24 protein-coding genes are annotated in these 24,791 nt (G+C 36.5%); 15 read left to right on the forward strand and 9 right to left on the reverse strand.

What is annotated here, in order from left to right:
- Nucleotides 1-49: 49 nt before the first annotated feature.
- Nucleotides 50-877, reverse strand: coding sequence for a DUF3108 domain-containing protein (locus tag ABJQ32_12720; GenBank protein MEP5290508.1), 828 nt, complete (start codon nucleotides 875-877; stop codon nucleotides 50-52).
- On the opposite strand from ABJQ32_12720, the gene ABJQ32_12725 reads away from it, so the two are divergent.
- Both ABJQ32_12725 and ABJQ32_12730 read left to right on the forward strand, forming a co-directional pair.
- Entirely contained in the window at nucleotides 841-1,944 is a 1,104-nt protein-coding gene (locus ABJQ32_12725) for a glycosyltransferase family 4 protein (protein ID MEP5290509.1), read from the forward strand. The two genes, ABJQ32_12720 and ABJQ32_12725, sit on opposite strands and share 37 nt — an antisense overlap.
- Nucleotides 1,931-2,467: a hypothetical protein gene (locus tag ABJQ32_12730; protein ID MEP5290510.1), complete on the forward strand. Its 537-nt coding sequence runs from the start codon at nucleotides 1,931-1,933 to the stop codon at nucleotides 2,465-2,467. The genes ABJQ32_12725 and ABJQ32_12730 overlap by 14 nt, the downstream gene beginning before the upstream one ends.
- Here ABJQ32_12730 and ABJQ32_12735 read toward each other — a convergent pair.
- Genes ABJQ32_12735 through aepX form a run of 4 tightly spaced genes read right to left on the reverse strand, consistent with a single transcriptional unit; the run spans nucleotide 2,457 to nucleotide 6,403 of the window.
- The gene (locus ABJQ32_12735) at nucleotides 2,457-3,542 is read right to left on the reverse strand and encodes a 2-aminoethylphosphonate aminotransferase (GenBank protein ID MEP5290511.1); all 1,086 of its coding nucleotides are present in this window, start codon (nucleotides 3,540-3,542) and stop codon (nucleotides 2,457-2,459) included. The genes ABJQ32_12730 and ABJQ32_12735 overlap by 11 nt on opposite strands.
- A 48-nt stretch (nucleotides 3,543-3,590) precedes the next feature.
- Nucleotides 3,591-3,992: a hypothetical protein gene (locus tag ABJQ32_12740; protein ID MEP5290512.1), complete on the reverse strand. Its 402-nt coding sequence runs from the start codon at nucleotides 3,990-3,992 to the stop codon at nucleotides 3,591-3,593.
- On the reverse strand, nucleotides 3,989-5,107 hold the full coding sequence (aepY, locus tag ABJQ32_12745; protein ID MEP5290513.1) for a phosphonopyruvate decarboxylase: 1,119 nt from the start codon (nucleotides 5,105-5,107) through the stop codon (nucleotides 3,989-3,991). Before aepY ends, ABJQ32_12740 begins: the two co-directional genes overlap by 4 nt.
- A gap of 3 nt (nucleotides 5,108-5,110) precedes the next feature.
- The gene (gene aepX, locus ABJQ32_12750; protein MEP5290514.1) at nucleotides 5,111-6,403 is read right to left on the reverse strand and encodes a phosphoenolpyruvate mutase; all 1,293 of its coding nucleotides are present in this window, start codon (nucleotides 6,401-6,403) and stop codon (nucleotides 5,111-5,113) included.
- Nucleotides 6,404-6,579: 176 nt separating this feature from the next.
- Here aepX and ABJQ32_12755 point away from each other — a divergent pair, with 176 nt between their 5' ends.
- Together ABJQ32_12755 and ABJQ32_12760 are read left to right on the forward strand one after the other, a co-directional pair.
- Entirely contained in the window at nucleotides 6,580-7,299 is a 720-nt protein-coding gene (locus ABJQ32_12755; GenBank protein MEP5290515.1) for a phosphocholine cytidylyltransferase family protein, read from the forward strand.
- A gap of 187 nt (nucleotides 7,300-7,486) precedes the next feature.
- Nucleotides 7,487-8,233 carry a rhomboid family intramembrane serine protease gene (locus ABJQ32_12760; protein ID MEP5290516.1) on the forward strand — a complete coding sequence of 249 codons (747 nt, stop codon included), beginning with the start codon at nucleotides 7,487-7,489 and terminating at the stop codon, nucleotides 8,231-8,233.
- A gap of 18 nt (nucleotides 8,234-8,251) precedes the next feature.
- Here the strand turns inward: ABJQ32_12760 and ABJQ32_12765 are convergent, their stop codons facing one another.
- Nucleotides 8,252-9,121: a hypothetical protein gene (locus ABJQ32_12765; protein MEP5290517.1), complete on the reverse strand. Its 870-nt coding sequence runs from the start codon at nucleotides 9,119-9,121 to the stop codon at nucleotides 8,252-8,254.
- Between the two features lie 163 nt (nucleotides 9,122-9,284).
- On the opposite strand from ABJQ32_12765, the gene ABJQ32_12770 reads away from it, so the two are divergent.
- From ABJQ32_12770 to ABJQ32_12810, 9 genes are all read left to right on the forward strand, one after another.
- A complete protein-coding gene (locus ABJQ32_12770; protein MEP5290518.1) occupies nucleotides 9,285-10,298 on the forward strand; it encodes a glycosyl transferase family 90 in 1,014 nt (337 codons plus the stop codon).
- A gap of 5 nt (nucleotides 10,299-10,303) precedes the next feature.
- Nucleotides 10,304-10,996 (forward strand): hypothetical protein, encoded by a 693-nt coding sequence (locus ABJQ32_12775; protein ID MEP5290519.1) that lies wholly within the window; start codon nucleotides 10,304-10,306, stop codon nucleotides 10,994-10,996.
- 12 nt (nucleotides 10,997-11,008) lie between these two features.
- Nucleotides 11,009-12,634, forward strand: coding sequence for a cyclic peptide export ABC transporter (locus tag ABJQ32_12780; protein ID MEP5290520.1), 1,626 nt, complete (start codon nucleotides 11,009-11,011; stop codon nucleotides 12,632-12,634).
- Between the two features lies 1 nt (nucleotide 12,635).
- On the forward strand, nucleotides 12,636-13,592 hold the full coding sequence (locus tag ABJQ32_12785) for a glycosyltransferase family 2 protein (GenBank protein ID MEP5290521.1): 957 nt from the start codon (nucleotides 12,636-12,638) through the stop codon (nucleotides 13,590-13,592).
- A gap of 12 nt (nucleotides 13,593-13,604) precedes the next feature.
- Complete coding sequence (locus ABJQ32_12790; GenBank protein ID MEP5290522.1) at nucleotides 13,605-15,155, forward strand: capsule assembly Wzi family protein; 1,551 nt, start codon at nucleotides 13,605-13,607, stop codon at nucleotides 15,153-15,155.
- Complete coding sequence (locus ABJQ32_12795) at nucleotides 15,156-16,190, forward strand: NAD-dependent epimerase/dehydratase family protein (GenBank protein MEP5290523.1); 1,035 nt, start codon at nucleotides 15,156-15,158, stop codon at nucleotides 16,188-16,190.
- Nucleotides 16,187-17,359, forward strand: coding sequence for a glycosyltransferase (locus ABJQ32_12800; GenBank protein MEP5290524.1), 1,173 nt, complete (start codon nucleotides 16,187-16,189; stop codon nucleotides 17,357-17,359). The genes ABJQ32_12795 and ABJQ32_12800 overlap by 4 nt, the downstream gene beginning before the upstream one ends.
- A gap of 133 nt (nucleotides 17,360-17,492) precedes the next feature.
- Nucleotides 17,493-18,752 carry a glycosyltransferase family 1 protein gene (locus ABJQ32_12805; GenBank protein MEP5290525.1) on the forward strand — a complete coding sequence of 420 codons (1,260 nt, stop codon included), beginning with the start codon at nucleotides 17,493-17,495 and terminating at the stop codon, nucleotides 18,750-18,752.
- Between the two features lie 61 nt (nucleotides 18,753-18,813).
- Entirely contained in the window at nucleotides 18,814-19,275 is a 462-nt protein-coding gene (locus tag ABJQ32_12810; GenBank protein ID MEP5290526.1) for a hypothetical protein, read from the forward strand.
- A 16-nt stretch (nucleotides 19,276-19,291) separates the two neighbouring features.
- On the opposite strand, the gene ABJQ32_12815 is transcribed toward ABJQ32_12810, so the two are convergent.
- Nucleotides 19,292-19,879 (reverse strand): LicD family protein, encoded by a 588-nt coding sequence (locus tag ABJQ32_12815; GenBank protein MEP5290527.1) that lies wholly within the window; start codon nucleotides 19,877-19,879, stop codon nucleotides 19,292-19,294.
- Nucleotides 19,880-19,886: 7 nt separating this feature from the next.
- On the opposite strand from ABJQ32_12815, the gene ABJQ32_12820 reads away from it, so the two are divergent.
- Nucleotides 19,887-20,840 carry a Stealth CR1 domain-containing protein gene (locus ABJQ32_12820; protein ID MEP5290528.1) on the forward strand — a complete coding sequence of 318 codons (954 nt, stop codon included), beginning with the start codon at nucleotides 19,887-19,889 and terminating at the stop codon, nucleotides 20,838-20,840.
- A gap of 9 nt (nucleotides 20,841-20,849) precedes the next feature.
- Here ABJQ32_12820 and ABJQ32_12825 read toward each other — a convergent pair whose 3' ends face one another.
- Nucleotides 20,850-21,629 carry a glycosyltransferase family 92 protein gene (locus ABJQ32_12825; protein MEP5290529.1) on the reverse strand — a complete coding sequence of 260 codons (780 nt, stop codon included), beginning with the start codon at nucleotides 21,627-21,629 and terminating at the stop codon, nucleotides 20,850-20,852.
- Nucleotides 21,630-21,688: 59 nt separating this feature from the next.
- Complete coding sequence (locus tag ABJQ32_12830) at nucleotides 21,689-22,984, reverse strand: hypothetical protein (protein ID MEP5290530.1); 1,296 nt, start codon at nucleotides 22,982-22,984, stop codon at nucleotides 21,689-21,691.
- A gap of 142 nt (nucleotides 22,985-23,126) precedes the next feature.
- Here ABJQ32_12830 and ABJQ32_12835 point away from each other — a divergent pair, with 142 nt between their 5' ends.
- A complete protein-coding gene (locus tag ABJQ32_12835; protein ID MEP5290531.1) occupies nucleotides 23,127-24,743 on the forward strand; it encodes a cyclic peptide export ABC transporter in 1,617 nt (538 codons plus the stop codon).
- The last annotated feature ends 48 nt before the right edge of the window (nucleotides 24,744-24,791 follow it).

The following is a 24,791-nucleotide window of genomic DNA, read 5'->3' on the forward strand; positions in this document are numbered from 1 at the left end:
GATTTGACCAATTAGATTTTTTTTGTATCGCAAAATTAACAGCTATCGGTCAATCCATGTATTCCACTTTGTCTAACTCGAAAACGAATGAACCTACCCTCATATCAATCTCAATTTTTAGGGGCAATCTGTTTCGATCATCGCTGAGTATCATTCTCCCCTTTTTTTCGCTTTCAAAATATTCACTCTCAGGAAAGACAAGACTAAACTCCAAAGCTCCAACTTTTCTGCCATTATACTTGGAACTTGTTGGCTTACCAGGAAGCATAGCAAATTCATATAGATCATTTGTGAAAAAGGTTCGAACTTCTATCTTTTCTTCAAATTGAGATCTATCGCGCCCCCTTAACCACATGAAAGTACTCATCGCATCTCGAATGGGAACATCTCCTTGGACAAACTTGTGATACCTCCATTTATCAATATCTTCTATATAAGCTTTAATTGAAATAGAATCCGCATACGAAAAATAGTCGTGCCTGATGTCTATCTTATTTTTCGCCTCCAAATCACGATCAGATCTCAATGGTTTGAGTTCATCGACCTCAATCAATGATTCCATACAAAAACTTAGTTTGGAAAATACTCTAAACCAACTAGCCGTTGCTACCTGAAATTGAATCTTATAATGAGGCTTATTCGTTCCATTTGGATAATGGAGTTCAGGATCTAACCACACCACAGCCTCACCTATATTAAACCATCCAAACTTCATGTTATAGGTCAATTTCTCGCCAGGTTTGAAAGGATATGATTTATTTTGAGCTTTAGATTGAATTGCTCCAAAAAACAAGGCAGATAGGATTGCAATCCTGATCCAACTTTGAAAGATTGAATTGAATGAAAATCGCTCTTGTATGTCCGTATGATTTTTCACGACCTGGTGGGGTTAAGTCTCATATTGTCAGTTTGTCCAAACATCTTGCAATGATAGGACATGAAGTTAAAATCATTGCTCCCAATATTAATGCCAATTTAGTTGAAGAAAAAAACGTTCATTTCTTTGGGCAGAACAAGTCTGTAAATATTGGCGGCACAAAGATCGATGTAAATATCGCACTCGGCCAGGAAAAAAAAGCACTAAAGTCTTTTCTACAAATGGAAGCTTTTGATATCGTTCATTATCATACGATATGGAATCCTTTTCTTCCTTTTCAGGTACTTAAGTACTCCAAGACTAAACAGATTGCCACTTTTCATGATACACCTAAAAGTGAGTTTGTAGGCAAGTACATCATGCCGACCATGGCTCGTTGGATTTTTAGATTTCTAGATCAAATAATTTCAGTCTCCAAAAGTCAAAGCTCTTTTATTTCCAGGTTTTCAAAGAGAGAAATACATATCATACCAAATGGAATTGACTTAAATGAAATTGATGAACTAGCTCCAAAAAAGAACACTCGTAAAGATGATTTCTTTCAATTGTTTTTTATGGGACGACTGGAGCCGAGGAAAGGCGTAATGCATGCCCTTCAAGCTTTTCAGGAACTCAAACAGCGTTACCCCAAAATGAAATTAGTTATAGCTGGAGATGGAGATGGCAGAGTAGAAGTGGAAAAATTTATTTCTGACCATTCCCTTCTAGATGTCGAGTTAATGGGATTCGTAGACGAAGCGACAAAATATAGATTGCTAAAAGAATCCGAAATTTACCTTGCGCCAGCACTCTATGGAGAAAGCTTCGGTATTGTATTATTAGAATCTATGGCTGTAGGTACGCCTATTGCTGGCTATGCCAATTCTGGTTATAAAAATGTAATCACTGAAGAAATGAATGAAGGCTTTGCTGAGCCTGGCAACCTTGATCAATTGGTTTCCTGTATTGAAAAATTAATCTCTCCTCCAAAAAGGAAGGCTTTATCAAAACATGGTTTGGAGAAAGTGAAGAAATATGATTGGGCTGAGGTTTCTATGGAGGTGAATGCCATTTATGATAGAATTTAAAACAATTATTTTCAAAAAAGATGATGAGCATCCCAAGGATAACAGGTTTATTCAAATGGTTTTATTGCTAGCCATAGCTTTCTTGGTTTTATACATTTTTGAATCAAGTCCAACTAGAAACATTATTCTTTTTGTAATAGTAGCATGGGGGTTTCTTCTCCATTTTTCACATTACATTTTTAAGAAAGAAAATGTTAACGGGAGCTTCAACAACATGTTAGTTATTGGAAATGAAGGCATCATCATTGATGAAAAGACATTCGATTATAACATTATCGAACAGATTGATATTTACATCGATGGTTATGAGAATCAATACAAAGCGTCTTATCATGAATTAATACAAAATGGCGGGCTTAACAATAAGATCACTATCAGTTCAAATGGACAAACTTATTCTGAGCTATTCAGGCTTGCATCTAAAAATCATACATACGATTTAATCCATACGCTAAATGGACTTCACAGTTCTGTCAGAGAAAAAGTCAGTCTTGTAAAAAATTTGGATAGAATCAATTTTTGAAATAAGCCTTTACCTTATCCATCACGTAATCCATGTCCTCCTCATACAGTTCACCTATCACTGCCACTCGAAACGTTTTACTTTCCGGAATTACCCCAGGATAAATAGTGATCCCCTGATCATATAAGTAATCATGAAAGGCATTAAAGTCTAACCCTGGTTTATCTAAATTGATCGCAAGTAAAATTTTAGACTGCTGCTCTTCAGGTAAGAAGAACGTAAATCCAAGCTCTTTGAAGCCATCATAGAGCTTCTGCCAGTTAGCTTGATAGCGTTTCCACCTATTTTCTAAGCCCTCCTCCTCATGCTCTTTTATTGCTTCCAGAAATGCATAGCTCGTTTGTACAGGAGGGGTAAACCTAAGCTGATTTTTCTTTTGGAGATTATCCCACTGCTTATATACATCAAAGTAAAAGCCTGTGCCATTTGCCTTAAGATCTTCCGTTCTGTCCTTATGAAAAATTACAAAAGACAAGCCTGCCATTCCATGTATACATTTATTCGAACTCGAGAATAGGTAATCTATATGGAGTTCAGCCAAATCAATTGGATACGCTCCGTATGAACTCATGGCATCTACAATGTATTTCACACCTCTTTCTTGACATATCTCGGCTACCTCCTCAAGAGGATCCATCATGCCAGTAGAGGTTTCATGGTGAACCATAATCAAATGAGTATACTCCCCAGAAGAAAGTGCCTCTTTGATTTTTGTTGGCTCAGGATAGTCACCAAATTCAAATAAAGTTGAATTTTTTAATCCGTATCCATCACAGATGGCCTTCATTCTGACTCCATAGGCTCCATTCGTAATGATCAAAGCATGATCATTTTTACCCAAAGCTGAAACCAAACATGCTTCCATAGCCCCAGTTCCACTAGCTCCAAACAAAGAAACTCTATGGGTATCCTGCCCATTCCCCACTTTCAAGATGCCATCACAGATATCATGCATCACTTGCCCGAATTCATTCTCCCGTGGACAGATGTCCGCCACCAACTGAGCTTCCTTTACACGCTGCGAAGTAGTAGCAGGCCCTGGGTTTAATAAGATTTTACGGTCTATATTTTTCATAATTTATGTCAGAGTATGAGATGCAGTAAAGTAAATAAACCATGAAGATCAAAAACCTGAAAAAAGGCTAAGCCCATTTAAGCGTAGACTGAAAGACTCCTTTGATAAATTATTCTCCCAATCAAACGCTAGAGTAAAATCTCCAAGCTTTATGCTTTCAGTCACAAAAATACTAGAGTAAAAAAGCAAAAACATCAATACGATTGAATATCCACTCATTGCTTTTAATAGATACCTTATCGTGTCGGGAAGAACTTCTATCTTATCTTTTACTTTAACGTTCTTCTCATTAAGGACAAAAAAGTAAGTGGCATAGACTGCCATCGCAGCTATATGCATTACCCAAATGAATGCATACTTTTCTTCAATTGAATTGCCTAGGATTGAGGAGATATGTATGCCAATGGAAATTACTAATAAACTCAGGCTTGCAAAAAAGAAGGCTTTCACTTCATCAAATTCTTCATGAACGCTTCTTTGTTCTCAACAGGAGTCGTGGTTGGTCTTCCTAGGTCAGCCCTTGAAGCCTCTGTTGTTCTTACCTCCAGAAGCACCGGGCCTTCTGCTTCTTGGAACTGGTCCCAAATAGCAGGTAAGTTGCTCATCTCTGTAACCAACCAAGTTTGCTTATAGCCCGAGGCATCAGCAATTTTTTGAAAATCGATTGCAAATCCTACAGTCGCCTGTCCTCCCACAGATTCATGGCATCCATTGTTAATCAAGATATGCTTGTAATTATGACACGGCTGATTACCAATAATTGCTCCAGACCCCATATGCATGATCGTTGCTCCATCTCCATCCAAACAGTACACTGGGCGATTCTTTTTACCTAGTGCTATTCCAAGAGCAATTTGCGAAGCATGCCCCATTCCGCCAACAGTAAGAAAGTCTTTCCCATGCCCCATATTGTGCTTTGCACGGATTTCAAAGACTTCCCGCGAAGACTTGCCTGTGGTAGAAACAACCACCGCCTCATCTTCCATTTTTTGTAACATCCACTCAATCACATCCTCACGATTGATGGTATATGGATTCTCAACCTTTGTTTGAAGCTTATACTTTTCAAAAGTTCCCTTTCTTACCAGCAAAGCATAAGGAGCCTGATATTCCTCCATTGCATTAACAGCCTCTTGCAATTGCTTATTTGCCTCCTCCTCTTCATCCGACAGGATGGCATATGGGATATCCATGGTTTGAAGAAGCTCCTCAGAAATTTTTCCTTGCTTTACATGCTGAGGCTCATCTTTTACCCCTGGCTCTCCTCTCCAACCTACCATCAGTAACATCGGTATCGAGTATACATCACTATCTGCCAATGAAGCAAGTGGGTTTACACAATTCCCGAATCCAGAATTCTGCATATAAACCAACGGAACCTTTCCAGTCGCCAGATGGTGCCCCATCGCAAGAGCAATGGCGCCACCTTCGTTGGCGGCAATGATATCTGACCCTTCATCAGTCATGACAGAACAAAAGTCCTTGAGCAAAGAATCTGGTACTCCAGCAGAAAATTCAATACCCTGAGATCTGATGGCTTTTAAAAATTCTTGAGGATTTAGCATTACTTAGTTAGGAAGAATGGTCAAAATTTCTTTGATAGACATACAGAACTCATCCGCTTCTTTTGATCTCTTATTTGTCAAAATAGATTCTGCAGTTTTTTTCATCGCCGGGAAAGCAGCTCTGAGTAAGTGATTCGCATAAATAACAATGCTAAAACCTGCCTCATGTAGCTCTTCCTCTGTGAACTGATTGTAAGAAGAAGGAACCGAAACAACAGGAACTTTATATTCAAACTCCTGGTAACGCTTCATAAATTCCATGATCTCACTTCCATCTTTGTGACGACTGTGAATCATGATTGCATCCGCTCCAGCTTCAATGTATGCTTTAGCTCTTGTCAATGCATCCTCCATGCCATGTTCAGCGATCAAGCTTTCCAACCGGGCAATAATCATGAAATCTTCTGTCACCTGAGATTTCTTCCCGGTATTTATCTTTTCACAGAAGCCTTCAACTGTGTCAAGTTCTTGTTTTACTTCAGTACCGAAAAGTGAATTCCTCTTCAGTCCCACTTTATCTTCAATGATTACTGCAGAAACTCCTAAGCGTTCAAGGTTTCTTACCAACATGGCAAAGTGCTCTGTGACACCACCGGTATCACCATCTAAAATGATTGGCTTAGTTGTGACATCCAAAATGTCGTTAATTGTATTAAATCTTGAGGTTCTGTCTACGTACTCTGTGTCTGGCTTTCCTTTAGCTGTGGAATCGGTAAGCGAACTCACCCACATGGCATCAAACTCACGCACCTCATTTTCTGCTGTAACACTGGCTTGCTCTACTATCAAAGCTGAAATACCATTGTGCGCCTCCATCACCCTCACAATATCTTTCGATTCCAACAGTCTTCTTAGCATTCTTCTTCGGATATCAGGAGTGGTTCCTACTTCTTTCATGGCCGCTCTCAATCCTGTAGAAGAAATACCAGAAGTATATTCTGGCTCCACCAATTCGCCTCCCCACTCTTCCAATAGCTTCACTACTTTGTCTCTTATGTGCTTTTGAGGTCCTGTTTTCCAATCGCTCCCATGAACAACATAGTCAGGCTTCAGCGCTCGAAGGTTTTCTTCATAGTCTAACTTCTGTTGAGGAATTACCTCATTAACACCTTTTAGATTCTCAAGGATTTTCTTTCTTTCATCGTATGACAAAAAAGGAGTCCTGCTATATTTACTTACCGCCTTATCTGACAGCAAGCCAACAGTTACCTCTCCCAATTCACGGGCTACTTCGATGATATTTACATGGCCATGATGAATGAGATCTGTGCCCATTCCTACGTATACTTTCTTCATCTATGATGTTATATTTTCTGATTGAAAGGCAATGAATTTGAGTATGCACCCTACAATCTCTCAACAAATGTTTTCTCAGATCTGGAATAGCACTCATTTCATTGAATATTAGAATATTCTATCTTCGTGGCAAATTAAGCTTAAAGGAACGGAAACACCGTCTAAAATCTGAATAGATGACGCAAACGATTGAAACTGCAGTGATATTGGCCGCCGGCAGAGGGACTCGACTTCAACCTTATACTTTTGATATTCCTAAGGGGTTTATGCCGGTGGGTAATGAGCGGTTAATAGAACGATCTGTTAGGGTGCTAAAGGAAAATGGCATAAAAAATATCATTATCGGGACTGGTCATCTGCATGAGCATTATGAGAAATTTGCAAAAGAAAACGGGTTGAAAACATTCTTAAGTGCGGACTTTGCAACTACCGGTAGCTTCCACACACTTATTTATGGTTCAGAATTAATAGAAGGGGACTTTCTTCTCTTAGAATCAGACCTACTTTATCATTCAGACGCCATTAAAAAACTTATCGAAGCAAACCAAAAAGACATAATTCTTTGTAGTGGGTTTACTCAATCGAATGACGAAGTTTATGTTGAAATAAAAGAAGGGAAACTATCTAACTTGTCTAAGCAAAAAGAACAGCTACAATCAGTAAATGCAGAGCTTGTCGGTATTTGGAAAATTTCCTACACTTTACTTGAGGAACTAAAAACACATCATAAGTCAGCTGATGATGCCACAAAAAAAGACTATGAGATTGCAATAGCTCATGTTTCAAAACAACATCCAGTTTCGGTACTTAAACTTGATGACTTAGCATGGTGCGAAATTGATAATCAGGAGCATTTGGAAAGAGCTAAGGAAAAAATTCTTCCTAGACTTGATTAACGAATTCGATTTAAAATTTTTCCCTAAAATTCTCTATCTAACAGCAATGATAAGTTCACCGTTCTCACAAAAACATAACCAGCTATGATTGAATTAATAATAATTTGTTAAGAAATCATTTTTTTGAGATTGAAGGTAGGTGATGACTTTATATTTAATTCCAAAAAACAAAATATAATATTTCCTTGTGAATCTTACTGAAAGTAAATACGCTAAAAGATGGGTTCCTTATATGTGGCCATGGGCACATCCAACAGGAGGTGTTTATTCCAATTTTTGGGAATGGTTGAAATCACGAAAATTTAGTGTTTTCTATATCATAGCTATATGGGCAGTATTTGCTGTTTTAGGCTTTGCTTCGAGGCGCAATTGTGAGACAGGTCCTTGGCAAATTGTGCTTCAATGCAATTGGTCAATGTGGATGGCGGAGTATAAAACAAATTTCTGGCACTTTATGGCGACCAGCTTTACTGCACCGTGGTTTCATAATGACTTTGTTCATATCCTTTTCGTGATGCTTTTTGGTTTTTCATTCCCAGTTCAATCATTTGAAGCGCAACACGGAACAAAAGCCACTATCATTATTTACTTTTTGTCTTATGTATTCATAGCATTATTCAACGGCTGGTTATTTAATACATTGATAACCTATTGGCCTGATGAAAAGCTGGTTAGTCATGGCTTTTCACGTGGATGGATGGGTGGATCGGTGGGCATCTTTGCGTTGATTGGTGCGCTTTCTTACTTCAGCAGCAAAAAATGGTTTATGTATTCTCTGGTTTTTGCTTTCGAGCTAATGAATCATTTTCTACTTGGCAACAACCTCTACATCTCTTTTATTCATATAACATCTAGCTCATTTGGGTGGATTGCATGCTGGATATGGCAAGTAACTCCTAAATCAGGGATCAACAAAAGATTTTTTTCTTCTTAATCTCTTTTCTTTCAAAGACTAGTTATTAATTGACCACCAATGTTCTTTGAAATACTCATACAATTTATTGTTATTTGAATTATCTGCATTTGCACTATTTGATAGGCCAAATTTGCTTGATTGCCTGAGTGAAACGAATCTACCAAATCGGAACGGACCGGGTACAACATATACAGGGGTGTTGGTTAAGGTTAAGTTACCACTCAACCAAATATCGTCTACATAAAAAGCTTCATTAGGTGCATTATCAAATTCAAAGACATTTTTATTAAAGAATCGTGGTTTTACTGCAAAGCTGGCTGCTCCTTGAAGACAATCAACCTGAGTTGGCCTTTTAACTGAATTATCAGAACGATAGAATCTCACAATGCCTCCGTAGAGTTGCTCTTTATCCGAATGATTAAAAGTACCCGGGACTCTCCAACCAGACAATGTCATGGCTGCATCCGGAAAATCCTTCTCTTTTTCCAGATAGTTTTCCACTAGCTGTTTAGGATAAATTTGATCGTCATCCACCACAATAATTAATCGATTGAGTTCTTTGTGGTAATAAGAAATTGTTGGCAAAAGTTTCGTTGCAGGCCCCAGATCCTCTTCTATCCAGTTTATTTCGACTAAGGGGTGGACTGAAACATATTCAGGAATTTTATAGTCAGACTTATCTCTTTTAAAACGTTTGGGCAAATTGATGATGATTTTTTCAGGCAATACAGATTGATCTGTAAGGGAATTTAATGTTGGTAAAATGCCTTTGAATCTTGAGGGTAATACGGACATAGAGACCACCGCTTTCGACCGTTCTTTTGAATTAACTCTCAAAGTCCATCTGTCGGACTTAGTTGAACGCATGAGGATAAGTCTAGATATCTCTCTAATAAAACGAGTCATTTAAATTCTTCAAGTGTGAAAAGAAGCAAAATTATAGGTTGTAGGTTTATAGCAGTTTATTGCTAGGTAACAAAACAATTTCATAACAAAACCTTAGTGTACAATAATCTTAATGTATTCTTAGTTTCGCGTTACCTTTTACTGAAGAGATAAATCATTTTGAATGACTGAAAAACTTGACAAACTGAATAATCGCAAAGATTGGATGTCTCCTGAAGAAAGGGTGGAGTTTTATCTGAACAATCAAAAAAAGATAGAGCTAAATCTTGATGAGTTTGAAATAGTGAAGAATGAAAACTACTGGAACCAAAGAGAAATGCGATTGGTATCGTACCGTGATTTTGAAAACACATTTACTCATTGGTATTGCAAGCATTTAGTCCATTTACCAAAAATTAGAAATCTTCGAGTATTACCATTTTATAGGACTTATAAAGATTTGCATTCGTTGATGAATTTCTTCCATCCATTTGACCGGCTAGGAATGGACGAAGTTTTCAAAGATTCTAAGTATCCTTTGTTTTATGGAGAAGCAGGGAAAACTGGTCATGTTCAAGTGATTCGGAAGTCGAGAAGAAGCGATGATGCAACAAGCATTATTTACAACTTTAGAACCTTAAGACTCACCTTGCCCTGCCATGTGGCATTAAAAGCTGATAATCCATGGCAAAAAAAAGCTGATCACGTGATCTGGCGAGGAGCGACAACAGGACAAGAACAAAGAGTAAAATTAGTTGACAAATACTTTGACAAATACGATATAGGATTCGCATCTGTAAAGCAAAAACCACAACTAAAGGGTTTTAAAAGAAACAAAGTTTCTATCAAAGATCAGCTGAAATACAAATTCATTATCAGTTTAGAAGGCAATGATGTAGCTAGCAACCTCAGATGGATCCTGGCTTCCAACTCGGTACCAATTATGAAAAAGCCTTATTGGCAATCCTGGATTATGGAAGAAAAGTTGAAGCCGAATGTTCACTACCTGGAATTGAATGAAGATTTGAGCAATCTGGAAGAAATTTTGTCATGGGCTGCTATCAATGATGATTATTGCAATGAGATTGCCCAAAATGGCAAGAATTATATGTCTCAATTCCTTGTTGAGAAAAATGATCTTCCTGTGCAAAAATTATTGTTAGAAGAGTTTACAAAAAGGGTCTCATACATAAATTAATTGCGATGATCGACATTTTAATGCTATCAACTAATCATATAGATATTTATACCAAATATTCCATTCCAATCTGGAAACAGTATTGTGAGCTTCATGGTTACAATTTTTGTCATTACGGCGAAAAATTGATCCCAGATATGGCCTTCACATGGAGTAGGATTAAAATGATTCAAGATCATTTTAAGAAAACTAATGCCGCGTATGTGATGATGGTTGACGCAGATACTTTGATCTATAAAAAAAGTATGGATCTAAGGCTCGAAGAGCTTATCGATCGCTACATGGATGGTGAAAAGAAAATCTTATTTCAAAAAGACGGTTCAGATCGATTAGGCATATACTTCACACACAATCTAAGCCTTAGCGTAAAAATGAAGCGTTGGACCCTGCCAAACGCAGGTTTCAATATTATGAAAAACTGTGAAGAGACTCATCAATTTATTGATCAATGGCTTGAGTTAGGGCAAGGTAAATTGCGCCATCTTGCCGAGGTGCATCCCAGAACTCAAAACGTTCTCCTGAGGGGACTTATGATAGACCCTGCAATGGATAAGTTAATCGGTTATTTACCTTCAAAAATTGTGAGTAAAAGAAATACGCAATTTTGCAAACACCTTTCTGCCATGTCTAAAGAAGAAATAGCCAAAGAGATCAAAAAAGAATATGCCAACATATTTGAGACTTCTCAGACTTCTTAAAACACAAAAGTCATGAGAAAATTATTTCCGTTAATCAAAAACCGGCTTGGTCTATTTTCAATTGGGACTATCACAGGTATTCTCGCTGGAGTGTCAACTTCTTACGTCATTTCAATGATAAAAGATGGCTTGGACAATGTTGAGAATATTGACGGCTCCTTTATTATTCAGATAATTACTTTTAGTCTAGTAGCTGCCCTTCTAGGAGTAGCTTCCGGATATTTCATGGCTAAAATCACTGCTATTGTCGTACGAAATCTCACTCAGAGTCTATCAGAGAAAATACTAAAAGCAAACTATGAATATATTGAATCGAATTCTGAGCGAATTGTTCCTGTTTTAACACGTGATATTTCTGTTCTCTCAGAATTCATCCACCGCTTTCCTCAATTCATCATTTCGTCTACCACCGTTTTGATTACTCTCTATTTACTTTTTTTAGCAGACTGGCAACTAACCTCATTCTTCATTTCAGCCTTCATTATTCAGGTATTTATTATCAGTGCGACTCTACCCTTGGTTAGAAAACTTGCCCGAAGGTCTACAAAGTATAACAACTTCTTGTATAGAGACCTTGCTAACCTTGTTTCAGGGTTGAAGGAGCTTTCATTGAGCCAGTCACGTAGAAACGAATACATCTCGAATGTGATTTCTTCCAATCTTCATAATTGGAACGATTCGGTCATGAAAAGTAAAGTACTCTACGAAACCACGGATAAATTAACAGATCTATTAATATTCGTTTTCTCAGGATTACTTATGTTCTTGGGTGTGACCATCCTGCCAATAGATTTTCATATGTTCAAAGTGATCCTGCCTACTATTCTATTTTTGATCCCTTTTACCGTCAAAATTGCTAGTTACTTTAGATTTAGAAGTACAGCTATAGTTTCACTTAATCAGATACATCAATTAGGCATTGATGTAGGTAATCAAAAGCTTGATTCTTCCAAAGAGCTAACTACACCTCATGTAGCTACAGAAGACATTCTTAGATTTGAAAATTTGAAGTTTCAATACCGAACTTCTAAACATGAAAACCCGATCACTTTTGGCCCACTCAATGTTTCATTCAAAAAAAATAACATTACATTCATTATTGGCGGAAATGGGAGTGGTAAAACCACATTTACCAAAATTCTGACTGGATTATACATCCCTACAGAAGGAAAAATTCATTATTATGATCAGCAAATTGAAGAATCTAACCTGATTAGCTATCGAGACCTATTTTCATCTTACTTTACTGATTCCCATGTTTTTGAGTACCTCTCACACATTGAACAAGGCTTTTTAAACGATAATGCTGAAGATTACATTGCCATGCTTCAAATGGAACATAAGGTCTCTTTAGAAAAGAACAAATTCAGCACTACCAAACTGTCGTATGGTCAAAAGTCAAGACTAGGACTAATAGCTAACATGCTTGACAATAAGGATATATATGTTTTTGACGAATGGGCGGCCAATCAAGACCCTTATTTCAAGGGAATCTTCTATCATGAAATTTTGCCCTTTCTAAAGAAGCAAGGAAAGACTGTGATTGTTATTTCACATGATGAAAAGTATTTTGGTATTGCAGATGAAATCATAGAGCTACAAGAAGGAATGACCATTGCGAATACAAGTAATAAATAACATGAGCGTACCTAAAGTAACTATTGTTGTTCCTGTATATAATGTGTCAAAGTACCTCTCAAAGTGCCTTGACTCATTGATCAATCAAACCTTAAAAGAAATTGAAATAGTCCTCATTAATGACGCATCACCTGATCCAGAAGATGATCGAATTTGCAAGGAGTATGTATCAAAAGATCAAAGGATAAAATACATCGTTCATGATAAAAACAAAGGTCTGGGGGGAGCCCGAAATACAGGAATAGCCAATACATCTTCAAACTATATTGGCTTTGTAGATAGTGACGACTGGGTTGAACTAAATATGTTTGAAAAACTCTATGATGCCATTCAAAAGGAAGACGCTGATGTAAGTCAATGCTTTTTTACCGAACATATTGGAACCCAGTCAAAGACTCGAAGACTTAAAAAATTTAGAAAACAAGATGATTTTTTAAACGCAACGAATGTATTAGCCTGGAATAAATTATTCAAAAAAACACTTTTCACTGAAAATAAGATTTTTTTCCCAGAGCACCATTCTTTAGAAGATATAGCCACAATTCCTAGACTTATGTACTTTGTAGATTCAATGGCTCAAGTAAAAGAATCTCTTTACAATTATATGGTAACCCGTGAAGGTGCCATCACAGCTAACTATGAACGAATCTTCTCCGATCATTCTGTAGTTTTCAATTTAATAAAGAAGTTTATGATTGATAAGGAAGTTTGGAATTCGCATCGCATGTTCTTCGAAAGAAGATTAATAAGAAGTCTTTTGCATGATGTTTCAAGACTTTTAAAGGATACCGTCATAGAAGAGAAAAAGAAAAAAGATATGATTACAAATGGGCTTGAAAAGTCAACTAATCTTTTGAGGTATCCACATAAAATCATACAATCATCTCTCAGAGAGACCAAAAAAAGTCTAGAGCGTTACAAAAGGATATTAATCATCAAACAGCTCGTTCGTTTTTAAACATTTCTAATTATGAAAAAAACATTTCATATTCTCATATACATTTCAATGCCTCTCTTTTCTATCGCTCAAGTTCTCTATCCGGAAAGTGAGCATTTAGATTACCAGAGAATATTAGAAATTAAAAATCCATCAATTGAAAGCAGACTAAATATCTTTCCTTCAATCATCTCTCCTTATGACACAGACTCAATAGATTGGGATATCTGGCAACAAAATTCCACGAAGACTCTAGATGAAAAAGTCAGTCTTTTACCTCTTAGATGGTCTAATCATTTCAATAGTGAGTATGCACGCGGATACAATGATGGCGCTTTATGGAAGGGTAAAGGCCTAACTTCATCACTGCAGGGTGGAATTCAAGGAAAAATAGGTATGCTCGAATATACCTTGGCTCCAATCGTTTTCTATTCTCAAAATGCCGATTTTCAATTAGCCCCGCAATCAGGCGGTAATAGTATTTATAACTATCAGTTTAGAAATGCTCGAATCGATTATGTTCAAAGATATGGAGATGACTCCTTTACAAGGTTTAATCCCGGTCAATCAGAAGTTAGACTAGTTCACAAGTCTGTAACTCTTGGCATCTCTACTCAAAATTTGACATGGGGGCCAGGACAACAAAATGCGTTGATCATGAGCAATAATGCTTCAGGTTTGCCACACATAGACTTTGGGACACATAAACCCATTAAAACCAAGATTGGAAGATTTGAAGGAAAGATTTATTATGGTGTATTAGAATCTTCTAGCTATTTCAGCTTAAGTGAGAATTTTGGCAACCGTTTCTGGACAGGGATGTCTTTAGGGTATAACCCTAGCTTCTTACCTGAGTTAACATTAGGATTTAATAGAGCTTTTTATAAGAATGCCAATGAATTTAAACCAGTGGACCTACTTGTACTTCTAGGCAAATTTGATGATACAGACGGTGATCCAGCAGTAAACGACGAGTTTGATCAAATTGGATCAGTTACCATGAGATGGCTTTTCAAAGAGGCTGGCTTTGAAATGTATGCAGAATATGGAAAAAATGATTTCGGAGGAAAGTTTTGGGGAACGGCACCAGAGCATGCCAGAGCTTACATCTTGGGATTCAGTAAGTATGTAGACGTCAAAGAAAATAACGTTTTGAAACTCACTTATGAACATACTTCTTTGGATAAGCCAAAAAATTCAATCTTTCGTGGCTATAATTCATGGTATTCGCATCAGATAGTTCGCGCTGGATATACAATAGACGGACAGATAATAGGTGGTGGAATTGGAACAGGATCAGTAAGTGATCTATTCGCAGCGAATTACTTCATGCCAAAGGGGAGGTTGCTAATGAGAGCTCAAAGAATACGATTTGATGATGATTACTTCTTTGATGTAATTCAAGATGAATTTAATCATGATCATGAGTGGACTTTTGAAGCAAAATATTCTCAATTCGTAGGTTCCTACCTAATTGGTGTTGATTTAGGGTTCAGTTTTAGACAAAATCAATACTTCATTATCAATAATGATAAAAACAATGTATTCTTTGGGCTAAACTTCACTAAAAGCTTCAATCGATAAATGAAAAAGAAAGTATTGATCACTGGTTGTGCTGGTTTTATTGGTTTTCATACGGTAAAATCCTTAGTCGAAAATGATAATTATGATGTTATTGGTATTGATAATATCAATGATTATTACCCGATGACGCTCAAATTTGAACGATTGATGGCTTTAGGTATTCACCCAGACTTTATTAGATATAGCCAAAATACTTCTAGTAATATTCATGACAACTTTCATTTTGTCAGAATTGATATTACAGATGAAAAATCCATCAACTCACTGTTTGCAAAAAATGAATTCAACTATGTTATTCACCTGGCTGCTCAGGCTGGAGTCCGCTATAGTATAGATAATCCAAATGCTTACATTCAATCAAACGTAGTTGGATTCAATAATATACTAGAAGCATGTCGCTCATTTACTGTGGAGCATCTTGTGTATGCCAGCAGCTCAAGCGTATATGGACTTAACAAAGAACAGCCATTCTCTACTCATCATAAAACTGATGAGCCTATTAGCTTGTATGCCAGCACCAAAAAAAGCAATGAGTTAATGGCTCATACGTATAGTCATCTATTCCAAATACCTACAACTGGGTTACGCTTCTTTACAGTATATGGTCCATGGGGGCGTCCAGATATGGCTCCAATGCTTTTTGCCAAAGCAATAACAAGTGGTGAATCCATTAAAATTTTCAATAATGGGAAAATGGAAAGGGATTTTACCTATGTTTCTGACATTGTAAACGGTATATGTCAGGTAACGAAAACCATTCCAAAAATCAATGAAAAAGGAGTGCAATACAAGTTGTATAACATCGGTAATAGCAGTCCAGTCCAACTTATGGAATTCATTAATATTTTAAGCGAGGAACTAGGAATAGAACCTAAAAAAGAATTTCTACCACTTCAGGAAGGAGATGTGGTAAGCACCTATGCGGACATTTCAGATCTTCAAAAAGAAGTAGGATATCAACCTAAAGTTTCGATCAAAGAAGGAATACGAGAGTTTGTAACTTGGTACAAGAATTTCTACAAACTTCAATCATGATTACTGTTCTTGACTGCAATAATTTTTGGAGTCCTTCAGGCGGTGGAGTTCGTAGATATCACTTAGAAAAAATTGAGTATTTCAAATACCAGGAACATATAAAATATGTATTTGTTATGCATGATAGCAAAACATATAGCGAGCAGATAGGACCAAATGCCTTCATCGAGCATATCAAAGTACCAAAGGTTTTAGGAAACTGGGAATATCGTTACTTATTCAAAAGAGGCCCTCTAGAGCCTATTATATTAAAACATCGACCAGACCTTATTGAAGTTGGCTCACCTTATATCATGCCTTCAATTGTTCATTCAATTGTGAAACGCAATCACCTTAAAACGAAAGTCTTTGGCTTTTGGCATGCAGACTTTCCTGTTACCTATGTAGGTAGATCATTGAAAAACAGTTTTTTAAATCTTCAAAAAATTGGAGAAAATCTAGCATGGAGGTTTGCTAGAAAAAACTACAACCGAATGGATGGTGTGCTAGTAGCCAGTAAGACTATCATGGATCGAATGGATATGAATGGAATTAAAAATTTATACTATTCGCCACTTGGTGTAGATCACCTACTCTTTCATCCGGATAAAAGGGATCAGAATCTTGTTCAAAGCCTCCAAGACGAGAATCCTAATCGCCTAATTTTATTTTTCTCGCATAGGTTTTCCAAAGAGAAGGGGCTTCATATTTTGATAGAGGCCTACGACATTGTGGTAAAAAAAATAGAAATAGAACCAGCAATCGTTTTTGTTGGAACTGGACCTTATGAACATTTAGTCAAGAAAGCTGTCGTAAAGCATAGACATGCCCATTTCAAAGGGTTTATTAAAGATAAGGAAGAAATGGCTAGATACTATGCAAGCGCTGACTTAGGGTTTGCACTTAGTGAATGGGAAACTTTCGGACTTTCTCTGCTAGAAGCGCTAAGCTGTGGGCTTCCACTTATTAGTGCTGGAAAAGGAGCAGCGCCTGAACATATAGAAAAATCAGGAGTCGGAATAACTTTAGCAGAAATCACACCGTTAACTTTAGCAGAAGCAATTATAGATTTTTCCAAGAAGAAGAAAAAAGACTGGAACACTCAAACAAGACAATATGCAGAATCACTATCATGGAAGAAATGCTTTGATCGACAATTGAGTATATATAAAAATGCAATTCTGGATTAAAGGTAAAGCTTAATTTAAGCTAAAAGTATTTAGGGGTTTCGTGAAAAACAATTACCTTCTTTGAAAGGTCTCAATTAGTTAATAAAATAAATTTTATTCAAACCGTTCAATGTGTGATCTTTGTTAACTAACTATGAGTACGCAGAAAACTAAAATTGCCTTATTTGCGGATGTTCTTGAAGAGAATTTTGATGGAGTGAGTATAACTCTTCATAAAATTTTAAGGAATGCCCCCAAAGACAGGTTTGATTTTCTGGTAATCACACCTCATCCGCCTAAGGACTTGAAGTCTATTCCTTATCCGGTTTTTGTTGTAAAATCGTTGAAATTCCCCTTTCAAAAAGGGTATAAACTAGGAATTCCAAATAAGTCTCTAAAGAGAAAATTAGATAAATTCCAACCTGACTTACTTCACTTCACATCTCCATCCCTTCTAGGCAGATTTGCAATAAAATACGCAAAAGCAAAAGAAATTCCTGTCATAAGTATCTATCATACACACTTTCCTGCGTACATCAAATATTATATAGGTAAGCTTGGCGATATCATGGTTGGCCGCTTTATTAAAAAGGTTATGATGTGGCATTATCGCAGCATAAATCTCACATTAGTACCCACAAAACCTATAAGAAAGGATTTAGTGAAGCTAGGAATGCCAAAAAATAAAATGAAAATCTGGGGAAGAGCTATCGAACCTGGTAGTTTCAATCCTAATTATAGAGATGAATCTTTTTTTGATTTAGAGATACCCAGAGAAAATAAAAAAGTCCTTTTCGTCAGTAGACTGATTAAAGAAAAAGATATGCCTGCGATAGTTAAAATCTATCAAAAACTCAGGAAAACAGATATTAAAATCAATCTAATTGTAACAGGTGATGGTCCCAAAAGACAGTGGCTCAAAAATCGAATGCCTGATGCTTTATTTACCGGTAAGAAAACTGGAATAGAACTAGCAAAAATTTATGCATCAAGTGACGTGTTTCTATTTCCTTCTTCTTCTGAGACGTTTGGTAATGTAGTAATAGAAGCGATGGCTTCTGGATTGCCTATAGTATCTGCAGATGCTGGTGGCCCTTCTGAACTTATCATAAACAAAAAGACTGGATTTTTAGTCAAGACAGGAAAATCAAAACAATTCGTAAAGCGGATAATCCAATTGCTAAAAAATCCAACACTGCATGAGAGCATGAGTAAAGCGGCGAGGGAATCAATTGAGTCTCGATCAATTGAGAGCCTCCATGATCAGCTATGGAATATTTATGAAAGTACAATCTCGAGATGTAAAACTGAAAAAATCATTGATTCTCGTTACAAACCTGCTGTACCAAGAATAACTTCTATAGAAAAACCTGCTGTAAATCGATTAAACACTACACATATTTCTGATCAATAAAAGTATAAACCAAAATCGCTAATACTTAAACCATACAGTTTAGATCAATAAAAGGTAACTAATGAAATTTTTTCTGCAACTAGCTATACTACTATTATTTGTAAATGCCTGTTCAAGTCGCGGCGACAATAAAATCAAGAATATTCCTTTAGAAAAATCAAATGAACCTAAGCAGTCTACAAAAAAAACAGAAGGTGACCAATACACCTTAGTCTTTAGCCTTGTGGATAATAGGTCGGTTGTATACATTAACGATTCCATCATTTTTGATACCGGAATTATCGTTGGAGGCACTTATGAAAAAGAAATAATTTTAACTGAATTTGTTGAGGCCGGAAAAACAGAATTGAAAGTAGAATTGTATAATGTAAATCCCCCTAGCGAAACTAAGAGGCCTGGCTGGATGATTGTTTATGATATACTTATCAATGATGAATTGATAGAGTTTGTTAGAGATAAAAAGAATGAAGGGAAAGTAGGGCTTGTATATAGTGAAACTTATGATTTGAGTGATATTTGGTAAAAAATTCTCAGGTTGATCATTTTTTTGACGCATGCCAAAGACCTGTTTTTTGATCACGCCAGCCACCAGTACCAAGATATCCATACATGAGTTCCAAATACCCTTTTGTATCAAATGGAACAGTTACTTCTTCACCTAAAAACGCATCCTTCTTTAGTGGGAAAACAAGTTTTCTAGGTATGTGCTGTCGCTCATTTGGGTAGTCCGCTTCTACAAACGTTCGAATAGTGTCTTCTTCTTCTTCATAAAAGAAGATATCAAAATCATATCCTTTGTACGAAAAATAGATTTTTGGACCTTCATGATTTATCGAAGTGTCATAAAACCTTAATCCTGAAGGCATTTTACCTTTTAGATTTCTGACAGCTTCATAAGAGCTTTCCATCATCGCTACATCTATATCTATGTCATGAGGAATGATTCCTCCAGTACGATGATAACCTAATAACGTACCAAAATCTAGCCAATAGGGTTCACCTGATTCTTTGAGCACAGACACGGACTTCCGAAACATATCTTCTAAAATTTGAAGCTTTCGTTTTCGATATTGACCGGGCAATGCGAATAAAATTACATTTGCAATCCGTTTGATGTATTGGCTCATGCGAATCATGGAACAAAAAAAGGTAAATCAATCAACTATTCAATCATTGGATCAAAAAGACCTACAAAAGCCGATCGATTTAGTCTACACTTGGGTGGATGGAGATGACCTGACATATAGGAAATTAGTCAACAAATACTCTGAAAAGCCAATTGACTTAAACCCTGAGCGTACACGAGATATTTATGAGATGATTAAGTACAGCTTACGATCGGTTGAGAAGTATGCTCCATGGATCAATCACATTTATATTTTTACTTGCCGTCCTCAAAGACCCAATTGGTTGAAATCTGATCATCCAAAAATTTCTGTCATTCATCATGACGAAGTGTTTGATCCCGAAGACGTTCCCACATTCAACTACAATTTAATAGAAAGTTATATTCACAAGATCCCGGGCTTATCTGATGATTTCATTTACCTAAACGATGATTTTCTTTTTGGTAGCAATGTATCCCCTCAAGATTTTTATAGCAAGGATGGCAAGGTATTAATGCATGGAACTTTGTTTGGTGAAAACTTTGGATGGCGAGTCTACAACAAAAAAAATGATATTATCGGGCTGGGGTTGATTGAACATTCTCCGATATTGATCAGAAAAGAATGGTGGCAAGGCATGCAAGATGCTCGTCCTGAATTAATCAAGGAGATTAAATCCCACAAATTCAGAGAGGGAACGGATGTGATGACTTACAAATTATACCGTTGGTATAGCTTAAAATTTCAATCTGCAAATTCTAAGGCAATAAAACTTCCTGAGCTTTTGAAAAGCCATACTTTTCATAAAATCACGAACAATTTCAAAAGACAGCAAAGAGCTTTTAATTGGCTCGAGAAGAAATCGCCTAAGTTCTTTTGTTTGAATGATGATCAAGGAGATCGTCCTAATCCCGAAGTTGTAGAGTTGGTTCAGAATTTTTTAGATGAACAGCATCCTGAAAAATCAAGTTTCGAAAAATAGAAAGTGCTACTAATCTAAGAACTTAATCATGCCTTCATCAACCAACTCATTGCATCCATGATTCTTTTCATCGAAACCAGCACGTCCTACAGGTCGACCTCCAGATACATTTTGTCTCCCCATGTATTCTTCTAATGATTTGGTATAATAATGATTAATTCTCCATCCAATTTCATCATTATTCTGTAGCATTCCTCCACCTTTATACCATTTGTAGTGCCACCAATGGGCACTGTAGGCAAATCGGTTGCTTGATAGAAAGTCACCATTGCCTAGATCTTTATGATCTGAGTAATCCTTTTCTCGCTTGGTGTAAGCTTTTAGTATTGGATCAGTAGGAGTATTGTCATGCCCATTATTTCCGAAATTTATCCGCGGAACCTTCACCCCTTTAATCTTTTTTATATCGACTGTCTTTAACCAATCTAACAGACTCATCTTATCATCAAGTGGATAAAGAAATTCATCTACATCAATTTTCATTAGCCACTGAAACTCTTTGCGGTAGGTTTTAGCTGCATGTGCAAAACCCATATGGTTTTTATTTCTTTGCCACCACTTTGTAGCTCCATCATATTTTGTTCCATCCAGGTGAGTCCATGGATGACGAGTGACAACACCTCGTTCTTCATAAGGCTTTAATAGCTTCTTCGATTCATCGCTTCCATCTTGATCATAGAGATAGAAATGATCTACCCCTACTTTCAAATGATAATCAATCCACTCTTTCAAATACGGATTCTCATTTTTGAAATTTGTCGCGAAGGTTAAGAAATGCTTTTTAGCCATCGATGAATGTTTTATTGTGTTCAAAGTTATACAATGCGCTTTCAATCAGCTTAAGCTATTTATGAAATAACATCATTTAATACTTGTAGAAATTGCTTTGCCTGACTATTTAGTCCATACGGTTCAATCAGCGCTTCATTATCAACTAAACCAGTTTTTCCAGCCTTATAGTAAGTCGCAAATAGTTGTTCAATTTCCTCTGACTGATCGGTCTTTGCCCAAGATCCAGATTGGGTAATACTTATTAACTCATTTAGTTCATCATTATCAGATACTGCAAGAATAGGTTTTCTGGCAAAAAGATAATCATAGAATTTAGCTGAAATCATCCAACGAAAATCATATACTGCACTTAACAGGAGTACGTCCCATGATCTAAGCAATGCTATTGTGTCATCTAAATTGATTTCTTTCTCAACACTTACATAATCCTCTAATTCAAATTCCTTCACTTGATTCCAAAAATCTGAATAAACATTCCCCTTTACCTCTAATTTCACTTGAGTTGGGTCCAGTTTGATGTTTTCAACAAATGCGGCAAATCCCTTTAATAAATAGTTAGATGGGACAAATTTTCGAAACCCTCCATAGTACCCAAAAGTAAATACTTCATTTGGGGAAGTGACTAATCCTTCTTTAAGAAGTTTCTCATTGAAAGCATTTCTAATGAATGTGAATTTTTTATTTAAACTCCCCGAGTAGACTTCTTTGTATGCTAAACAGGAAGTTTCAGTATTCAACACCACTTTTGATGCTGACTCAAAAAACTTACGCTCATATCGTCGGATGGCATTAGCTGTTAGCTTGGGTCTAAGCTCCATTTTCTTTTCAAAAATGGTCCAAGGATCCCTCAAGTCTGCCACCCAAGGTATTCCAAACTTTCTACTTAATTTATCCGCTACTAAAAACCCCGACCATGGGTCTGCATTAACCCAAATTACATCTGGCTTGAACTTTTTGATGAGTTTTTTTCCATTTCGTACAGCCGAGCCAGTATCCCACAAGTACTGATCGAATGGTGTTAACGATTTGCTTGGTTTGCTTTTACTCTTCTTCTTCTTAGGCCCAGCAACTTTAGTGATTACTGGTTTTGATTTGCTTTTTTTCAATCCCTTTGCCAAAAATTGAATGATTGGACGAAAAATCCCTACAAAACCATAATTGACTGCTACATCGCTAGGTATTTGCTCAGTCAATCGAAAATCATTCTTATCATTGAAAGGCTTGCTAGCCAGGACTATTACCTCCCAATTATCCATACCATGTATGCCTTGTACAAAATTGATTGCTCGTTTGGTTCCTATAGTATTATGAGGTGGGAAATAAGGGGAAATTAAAAGAACTCGCTTTGTCAAGAATGTTTTGATTTTTCACAAAGAAACAGAATTATCATGCTTAATAAAATTGATATGCCTTTTAGGGGTTTCGAGATTCGAATCAGACTAATCAGACATCTTTAAGAGCAATTAAGTAGCTTCGCGGCTCCAAGTATTCATAATGGTAGTTATTCGTATTCTTATTAAATCATCCTTATCGCTATTTATTCTAGCAGCGGTTTCAAGTGTGCTTTCTGGTGCTACATCTACGTTAGTAATAGGGAGTATTCATCAAGCCATTGAAGATGATGAGTTCAACTTAAACTCTTTTCTTTTAGAGTTTGGAGGGTTTTGGCTACTATATGGCGCTTTTTCGATTTTGGCATCTTATGCTGTATCAAAACTTATGGAACGGATTATCCATGAGCTTCGAATCGATTTATCTAAAAAAATTATCCAAGCTCCATACGAAGAGATCGAACGAAATCAGTCTAACCTCATACCTATATTGACAACTGATATTGATCGAGTAGCCACTCAAATAAGAACACTGCCCACCGTTACAACCGGACTAGCAACTGTTATTGGAATTTTGAGCTATATGGTATGGTATTCGCCTATCCTTTCTTTATCTACAATAGTTCTTTTCGCGCTTGTCATTGTAATAACGAAGGTTGTTTTACCTCTTATTAGGAAGTATGCATATGGAGCCAGGAGTCACCTCAATAACTTATTTGCTCATTTTGAAGGATTAATATTTGGCATCAAAGAATTGGCATTAAACAAGCGCTTTTCAAAATCATTTATTGAAGACCATATAGTTCCTACCAGTAAAAGGCAAATGCGCTATTATTTGAAAGAAAGTATAGTGGCTTCAATCTATAATCGCTCTACAGATTTAATATTGTTGCTAGGCATGGGGGCATTGGTAGTGATCATATTTCAAACAGGTTTTGTGACACTTGAGTTTTTTGGAAAGTATCTCACCCTTGTCTTGTTTACGCTTGCTCCACTTTCTTCAGCAACAGCTTTTTTGCGGAATCTGAAAAACATCGAAGTATCATTTAAGCATATCGAACAAGTTGGGATTACATTAGAACCATCCTTTGAATATGATGAAGACATTGTCAATGAGGAATGGAAATCAAGTGACCCGCTTGTTGAATTAAAACAAATAGAACATACCTATTATCATGCTGATGAAGACGAGCACTTCAAGCTTGGCCCAATTGATCTAGGTATTAAGAAAGGAGAGTCTATATTCATCGTTGGTGGAAATGGTAGTGGTAAAACAACTCTTGCCAAAATAATGCTTGGACTTTATAAAAATAAAGCAGGGACTATTGAATATCGAGGAGTTCCTGTAAATGTGAAAAATCTTTCGTTTTACAGAAGTAAGTTTTCTGCTGTATTTACCGATTCTTACGTATTCCAAGAACTAGATCATATTGATCATGAGCTTTTAGCTAATAAAGGGCAAGAATTAATTGATTTGCTGGAGCTAAGTAAGAAAGTAAAAATTGCAGATCGTGGTTTTAACACGAAAAATCTTTCTGCAGGTCAGAAGAAAAGACTGTCTTTGATTAGCGCGATATTAGAGGACAAGGAAATCTATTTGTTTGATGAATGGGCTGCAAATCAAGATCCTCATTTTAAAGATATCTTCTACAGTAAGATTATTCCTTTATTAAAGAAAAAAGGGAAAACTTTAATCGTAATCACACATGACGATCGATATTTCCACCTATCAGACCATTTACTGAAACTTAGAGATGGTAAGCTTTTATCATATGAATAGTTGTTTTTATAAGTTCATTTTAACTTACCTGACACAAAATATCATAAT

This window comes from Marinobacter alexandrii (assembly GCA_039984955.1).
Taxonomy (GTDB): Bacteria; Bacteroidota; Bacteroidia; order Cytophagales; family Cyclobacteriaceae; genus Ekhidna.